A 6,516-nucleotide genomic window follows, 5' to 3' on the forward strand; every position below is an offset into this window, starting at 1 on the left:
CCTCCTCGGGATCGGGATCGAGGTCGCGGCGGCCCGGCTCCATGGTCGCGCCGATGACGACCCCGCCGGCGGCCGGTGCGGCGTAGACGCCGGGGGCGCGAACCACCCGCCCGGGGCCTTCGACCGCCACCTGGGTCAGCTGCCCCCGGATCGGCTGGATCGCCTCGACCAGGGCCGCGACGGGGGGCGGCAGGCCGGCGATGGCGGCGGCGGCGCCGGTGGCGAGCACGAGCGTCGGTGCGAACCAGGTCCGGCCGTCTTCCGCCTCGACGCGCCAGCGGCGGGCGTCGCCCGTAAGGCGCGCGACCCGTCCCCTGACCATGCTGAGCCCCGGCGTGCGGCCCAGGGCGGTCAGCGCCGCCCCAGGCTCGATGCGCCAGTCGTCCGGCGTGATCAGGCCGGACGGCGCGGGGCGAGCCTCGAAGCCGAGTTCGCGCAGGCGTGCCACCGCCGCGGCGGCGTCAGGCCCCCGCCACTCGGCCCCCTCGTGGTGCAGGGCCAGACCGTGGGCCTCGGCGAAGGCGGGCCACAGGTCGCGGGCGCGTTTCAGCAGGCCAGCCTGTTCAGGCGTGAGGTCCTCGAGCAGGGATTCCAGCGCCGGAGCCAGCATGCCGGCGGCGACCGAGGAGGCGTTCGGCCCGCCCGGATCGATCACGGTCACCGCATGGCCCCGCCCCGCCAGTTCGGCGGCGGTGCAGAGGCCGAGCACGCCGGCGCCGATGACGATCACATCCGGGGAAGAAGTCACGGGCGATCAGATCGACCGCCCGGGACTCTTTTGCAAGCGCGCTGTCTATTCAGCGGCGATGGCGGCGGCGCGGCTTTGCTCGATGCGGGCGGTCAGGGCGGCGTGCTGCTCCCACAGGGCCTGTGGCAGGCGATCACCGAACTTGTCGTAGAAGGCGGGGATCAGGGCGGCTTCCTCGGCCCAGACGCCGGCGTCGACGTCGAGCAGGGTCGACAAATCGGCCTCGGTCAGGTCGAGACCCGACAGGTCGAGCGCCTCGCGGGTCGGGACGCGGCCGACCGGGGTGTCGACGGCCTCGGCCTCGCCGTCGAGGCGTTCGGCGATCCATTTGAGGACGCGGGCGTTGTCGCCGAAGCCCGGCCAGACGAATTTGCCGTCGTCGTTCTTGCGGAACCAGTTGACGAAGTAGAGGCGCGGCAGCTTGGCGGCGTCGGTGCGGTCCTTCATCGACAGCCAGTGGGCGAAATAGTCGCCCATGTTGTAGCCGCAGAAGGGCAGCATGGCGAAGGGATCGCGGCGCAGCTCGCCGATGGCGTTCTCGGCGGCGGCGGTGCCTTCGGAGGCCACCGACGAGCCCATGAAGACGCCGTGGTCCCAATCGAAGGCTTCGGTGACCAGCGGCACGGCCGAGGCGCGGCGGCCGCCGAACAGGATGGCGTCGATCGGCACGCCCTTCGGATCTTCCCACTCGGGGGCGATGGTCGGGCACTGGTGCGCCGGGGCGGCGAAGCGCGCGTTCGGATGGGCCGCCGGCTCGCCGGAGGCCGGATCGTGCGGCCGGCCCTTCCAGTTGGTCAGACCCTCCGGCGCTTCCCTGGTCAGGCCTTCCCACCAGACGTCGCCGTCGGTGGTCAGGGCGGTGTTGGTGAAGACGGTGTTGGTGGCCATGGTGGCCAGGGCGTTCTGGTTGGTGTTGCGGCTGGTGCCGGGGGCGACGCCGAAGAAGCCGGCCTCGGGGTTCACGGCGTAGAGCCGGCCGTCCTCGCCGAAGCGCATCCAGGCGATGTCGTCACCGATGGTCTCGGCCTTCCAGCCCTCCAGGGTCGGCTGGAGCATGGCCAGATTGGTCTTGCCGCAGGCCGAGGGGAAGGCGGCGGCGACGTATTTGGCGCGGCCCTTCGGATCGGTCAGCTTGAGGATCAGCATATGCTCGGCCAGCCAGCCCTCGTCGCGGGCCATGACCGAGGCGATGCGCAGGGCGTAGCATTTCTTGCCCAACAGGGCGTTGCCGCCGTAGCCGGAGCCGTAGGACCAGATCTCGCGGGTCTCGGGGAAGTGGACGATCCACTTGTCGTCATTGCAGGGCCACGGCACGTCAGCCTGGCCTTCGGCGAGCGGCGCGCCGAGGGTGTGGACGGCCGGCACGAAGACGCCGTCCTCGCCCATCAGGTCCAGCACCGGCTGGCCCATCCGGGTCATGATGCCCATCGAGATGGCGACATAGCCGCTGTCGGTGATCTCGACGCCGAGGGCGCTGAGCTCGGACCCCAGCGGGCCCATGGAGAAGGGCACGACATACATCGTCCGGCCGGCCATGCAGCCGTCGAACAGGCCGTTCAGGCGCTGACGCATCTCGACCGGCTCGGCCCAGTTGTTGGTCGGGCCGGCGTCGGCCTTGTCGGCCGGGCAGATGAAGGTGCGGCTCTCGACGCGGGCCACGTCCTTGGGATCGGAGGCGGCGTAGTAGCAGCCGGGGCGCTTCGCCGGGTCGAGTTCGCGCAGGGTGCCCTTGGCGATCAGGTCGGCGACGATGGCCTGTTTCTCGGCTTCGGAGCCGTCGCACCAGTGGACGCGGGCGGGCTTCGTCAGGGCGGCGATCTGCTCGACCCAGGCGATGAGCGGCTGGTGCGCGGTCGGGGCCGGGTGAAGACCCGGGATGGCGGATGCGGTCACTCGAACTCTCCTGACGTCTGCCCGGCGATCTGTCGCCGCCGTGGCGCTCCCTTGCGTGAGATCACGCAATGTTTCAGCGGGAATGACACTTTAGCGGACGCAAGGTCAACCGCTGCAAGTTTCAACCCTGTGCGCGCGGCGGCCGTCGCCTCGCCGGCATAATTCCGGTCGCGGCGGGCGGCGCGGCGGAGTATCCGACCGCCATGCAGACGATGGATCCGATCACCGCGCCCCCCGGAGGCGCCCTCGCCTCGCCCGCCGTTGCGAGGAATACGGCCCCGATTCTCGAGGTGCTGAGGACGCATCTGCCGGCGCGGGGCGAGGTGCTGGAGATCGCCGCGGGGTCGGGCGAGCACGCCGCCGCCTTCGCCGGGGCCCTGCCGGGGCTGGCGTGGACGCCGAGCGATCCGTCGGCCGAGGCCCGGGCCAGCATCGCGGCCTGGGCCGGAGCGGCGGGTCTGGCCAACCTGAAGCCGCCGCTGGCGCTGGACGTGCTGGACGAGGCGACCTGGCCCGAGGGGCCGTTCGCGGCCGTGGTCTGCATCAACATGATCCACATCAGCCCGTGGGCGGCGACGGAGGGGCTGATGCGGCTGGCCGGACGGGTGCTGCCGGTCGGGGGGCTGCTGGCGACCTATGGGCCGTACCGGGAGGCCGAGGTCCTGTTGGCCCCTTCCAATGCGGCCTTCGACGAGAGCCTGAAGGCGCGGGACCCGGCTTGGGGGCTGCGCGACCGGGACGAGGTGGCGGCGGCGGCGAAGGCGGAGGGGCTGGCGCTGACCCGGCGGGTCGAGATGCCGGCCAATAATCTGATGCTGCTGTTCCGGAAGGTGGGCGGATGAGTCTGTCGAGGACGTACGAGGGTGCCGAGCCCGGCCGGCTGAACAAATTCATGGGCCAGTCCGGCATCTGCTCGCGGCGCGAGGCCGATGCGCTGATCGCCGAAGGGCTGGTCTCGGTCGACGGCGAGGTGGTCACCGACGCGGGGCGCAAGCTGCAGCCGGGGCAGACGCTGACGTTGAACGAGCGGGCCACGGCGGCGCTGGCCGAGGGCGTGACCATCGTGATGCACAAGCCGGTGGGCTATGTCTCGGGTCAGCCGGAGCCCAACAAGCTGCCGGCGGTCCGGCTGGTCACCGACAACAACCGCGTCGGCGAGGGCGTGACGCCGGCGGACGAGGTCTCCCTGCCTCCGATCGGGCGGCTGGACGAGGATTCGCGGGGGCTGCTGCTGCTGTCCTCGGACGGGGTGGTGGCCAAGGCGGTGATCGGGCCCCAGTCGGATCTGGACAAGGAGTATCTGGTCCGGGTGGCCGGGGACGTCACCGAGAAGAAGCTGAAGATCCTGCGCCACGGCCTGATGCTGGACGGGCGGCAGCTGAAGCCGGCCTACGTGAGCCGGATGGAGACGCAGCGGCTGAAATTCATCCTGCGCGAGGGCCGCAACCGGCAGATCCGGCGGATGTGCGAGATGGTCGACCTCGAGGTCACGGATTTGATCCGTGTACGGATCGGTCCACTGAAGCTGGACAATCTGCCGGAGGGGAAGTGGCGGTTGCTGACGGCGGAGGAGCGGGCGGCGCTGGTAGACTCCCCCCCAGAAAAAAACTGAGTCGATCGAGTCTACCGAGTCTACCTCGGGCGCTCAGGCGGTTCGAGTGTCAAAGACCGGAACTGCATCGTAGCAGGCCGGGGCGTCAGAATCGGTCGTAGGGCGTGGCCGCCGACGGCGGAAGCGGACGGACGGCGCTTCGGTCCGGGCCGTCAGGCCGGCGCATAGGTGAGTTCGATCGCCTCATCGCCGATCCGGCGGTGGGAGACGAGGCGTAGCCGCGGCCGGGGTCCGGCGAAGAACGGATCGCCCCGCCCCAGCACGACCGGGTGCAGGCAAAGGCGATACTCGTCGATCAGGCCGAGGTCGGTCAGGCTATGCGCCAGAACCGGACCGCCCACGTAGAGCTCGCCCTCAAGCTCCTGCTTCAGACGGCGGACCACCGCCTCCACGTCGTCCGAAACCAGCGTGGCGTTGGGACCGACCGAGGTCAGGGTGCGCGATACGATCCATTTGGGCTCGCGGTGCCACGCCGCCGCGAACTCGCGCAGGTCGGGGGTCCAGTCGGGATCGTCCTCCTCCCAGTAGCGCATGATCTCGTACAGGCGGCGGCCGTACAGGCTCCCCGCCGAGCCGCGCACCTGCTCGATGAAGTGGCGGAAGAGGACGGCGTCGGGCGCAAACCTGTCGTAATCGACGTAGCCGTCCAGCGAGACGTTCATTCCAAAGACGAGCCGGGCCATCCTGCGATCCCTATCAAGGCCCCCTTACTTCCCGGGCGCCGCAACCGGGGTGAAGTCGACGCGGCGCCGTTCGCGGATCGCCGCGCCCGTGGCGTCGCCCTCGACCAGTTCATAGCCCATCAGGGCGAACACCCGATCGCCGAGGAAGATGGGGCGGGCGTTGCCGTACCAGTCGACGCAGGAGGCCTGGCAGCCGTCGTCGACCCGCGGTCCGGGCGTGGCGTCCAGATGGCCGAAGTCGGAGAGGATGCGGTTCTGGCGCTGCAGGAAGCGCATCTCGGCCGTCCACTGGTTGTCGGCCAGGCGCATGATCGGGAGGCCCAGCAGGCCGAAGGTCGACCGGGCGGGATCGGGGTCGGGCCGGAAGAAGAAGCCGTGGCTGCGTGACTCGGCCTGGCGCGAGTCCGGCACGGTGAAGCCGAAGCCGAGGTAGGGGATGCTGTTGGAGGTCAGGTCGACCGTGGTGAACACCGTCTCGCCGTGGCCGCCGACCAGCAGGGCGTCCTGGCCGAGCTGTTCGATGCGCTGGACGCCGCCGTCGACCTGGAAGGTGAAGGGGTGGCCCGCGCCGTCGAGGCGGGCGGCGATCAGGTGCGACACGCCGGAGTTCCGGGTCCAGTTGTTCAGGCTGTAGAGCAGCCAGCCGTTGACGAAGCGGTTGTGGCCGATGCCGACGTATTCGCCGCCGGGCATGGGGCGGTAGTCCGAGGCCGGAGCGGCCTGCGACCCGTCGCCGAACCGGCTGGTGGGCAGTTGCAGCAGGGCCGGGCTGCCGGCGGCGAACTCGGGCCCCCACATGGCGTCCCCGCCGGTCAGGCTGGCGACGAGGATGTCGAGACGGTTGTTGGCGGCGTCGGGATTGAACGAGAACTGGTCGACCGGCGCGCCCTCGACCTCGACCGCCGCGGGGCGGCCGCCGTCGAGCGGGATGCGATAGAGGAAGCGCCGGTCGTCGCCGTCCTCGCTCCACGACCAGGCCGGGGCGACCCAGACATAGACCGCATTCCGGGAGACGAAGAAGGTCCGGCCGTTCGGCCCCAGCACCACCGTGGCCTCGCAGGACAGCTCGGCGGCGGTCAGGTCGCAGCGGCTGACCGTGTGCATGGCCTCGACCGTACCGGGCCCCTCGGCCCTCAGGGGGGCCGGCATATAGACCTCGGTGGCCTGGGCGATGCGCTGGAAGGACGGCTTTTCGCGGCCGGGCGTCCAGCGGCTGAGCCCCGGCATGTCGGCCAGCGGATCGGCTTCATAGCGGGCGAAATACAGCGGCGTGTAGACCACCAGCCGGTCGCCGACGATGCGCGAGGCGTAGTTGCGGCTGGAGTAGTAGTCGTTGGACTTCAGGTGGTGGGAATCGAGGAAGGCCAGCGAGCCGTCCGGGGCCATGCGGAAGCGGTTGATCTCGGTGCCGCCGCGGTCGTAGCTGAAGCCGACCACGACGATGAGGTCGCCGCGGACCAGCATCTCGTCATACCAGTCGCCGGAGGGATCGACGCCGGGCGGGAAGGCGTCGATCGAATCGATCGCCTTCAGGTCGCCGGCGGCGGTCGAGACGGTGAACAGCCGGCCGCGGCGCAGAA

6 protein-coding genes are annotated in these 6,516 nt (G+C 70.5%); 2 read left to right on the forward strand and 4 right to left on the reverse strand.

The features are described 5' to 3' along the window. Together RDU12_RS10905 and RDU12_RS10910 are read right to left on the reverse strand one after the other, a co-directional pair. A partial coding sequence (locus RDU12_RS10905) for an FAD-dependent oxidoreductase (protein WP_308684608.1) occupies positions 1-748 on the reverse strand: 748 nt, incomplete at its 3' end. A gap of 45 nt (positions 749-793) precedes the next feature. Continuing rightward, complete coding sequence (locus RDU12_RS10910) at positions 794-2,641, reverse strand: phosphoenolpyruvate carboxykinase (GTP) (protein ID WP_300292892.1); 1,848 nt, start codon at positions 2,639-2,641, stop codon at positions 794-796. Between the two features lie 203 nt (positions 2,642-2,844). On the opposite strand from RDU12_RS10910, the gene RDU12_RS10915 reads away from it, so the two are divergent. Together RDU12_RS10915 and RDU12_RS10920 are read left to right on the forward strand one after the other, a co-directional pair. Continuing rightward, the gene (locus RDU12_RS10915) at positions 2,845-3,483 is read left to right on the forward strand and encodes a DUF938 domain-containing protein (RefSeq protein ID WP_308684609.1); all 639 of its coding nucleotides are present in this window, start codon (positions 2,845-2,847) and stop codon (positions 3,481-3,483) included. Continuing rightward, positions 3,480-4,253 (forward strand): pseudouridine synthase, encoded by a 774-nt coding sequence (locus tag RDU12_RS10920; protein WP_300292308.1) that lies wholly within the window; start codon positions 3,480-3,482, stop codon positions 4,251-4,253. The genes RDU12_RS10915 and RDU12_RS10920 overlap by 4 nt, the downstream gene beginning before the upstream one ends. Before the next feature lie 152 nt (positions 4,254-4,405). On the opposite strand, the gene RDU12_RS10925 is transcribed toward RDU12_RS10920, so the two are convergent. Together RDU12_RS10925 and RDU12_RS10930 are read right to left on the reverse strand one after the other, a co-directional pair. Next, entirely contained in the window at positions 4,406-4,936 is a 531-nt protein-coding gene (locus RDU12_RS10925) for a dihydrofolate reductase family protein (protein WP_300292305.1), read from the reverse strand. A gap of 24 nt (positions 4,937-4,960) precedes the next feature. Next, a partial coding sequence (locus RDU12_RS10930) for a beta-propeller domain-containing protein (protein WP_308684610.1) occupies positions 4,961-6,516 on the reverse strand: 1,556 nt, incomplete at its 5' end.

Origin of the sequence: Brevundimonas sp. (genome assembly GCF_031082345.1) — a bacterium.
In the GTDB taxonomy this organism is placed as follows: Bacteria; Pseudomonadota; Alphaproteobacteria; order Caulobacterales; family Caulobacteraceae; genus Brevundimonas.

Bases quoted from the DNA above. Each gene is read 5' to 3' on its own strand.
- RDU12_RS10920 (WP_300292308.1), top strand. From the start codon at position 3,480: ATGAGTCTGTCGAGGACGTACGAGGGTGCCGAGCCCGGCCGGCTGAAC.
- RDU12_RS10925 (WP_300292305.1), bottom strand. From the start codon at position 4,936: ATGGCCCGGCTCGTCTTTGGAATGAACGTCTCGCTGGACGGCTACGTC.
- RDU12_RS10915 (WP_308684609.1), top strand. From the start codon at position 2,845: ATGCAGACGATGGATCCGATCACCGCGCCCCCCGGAGGCGCCCTCGCC.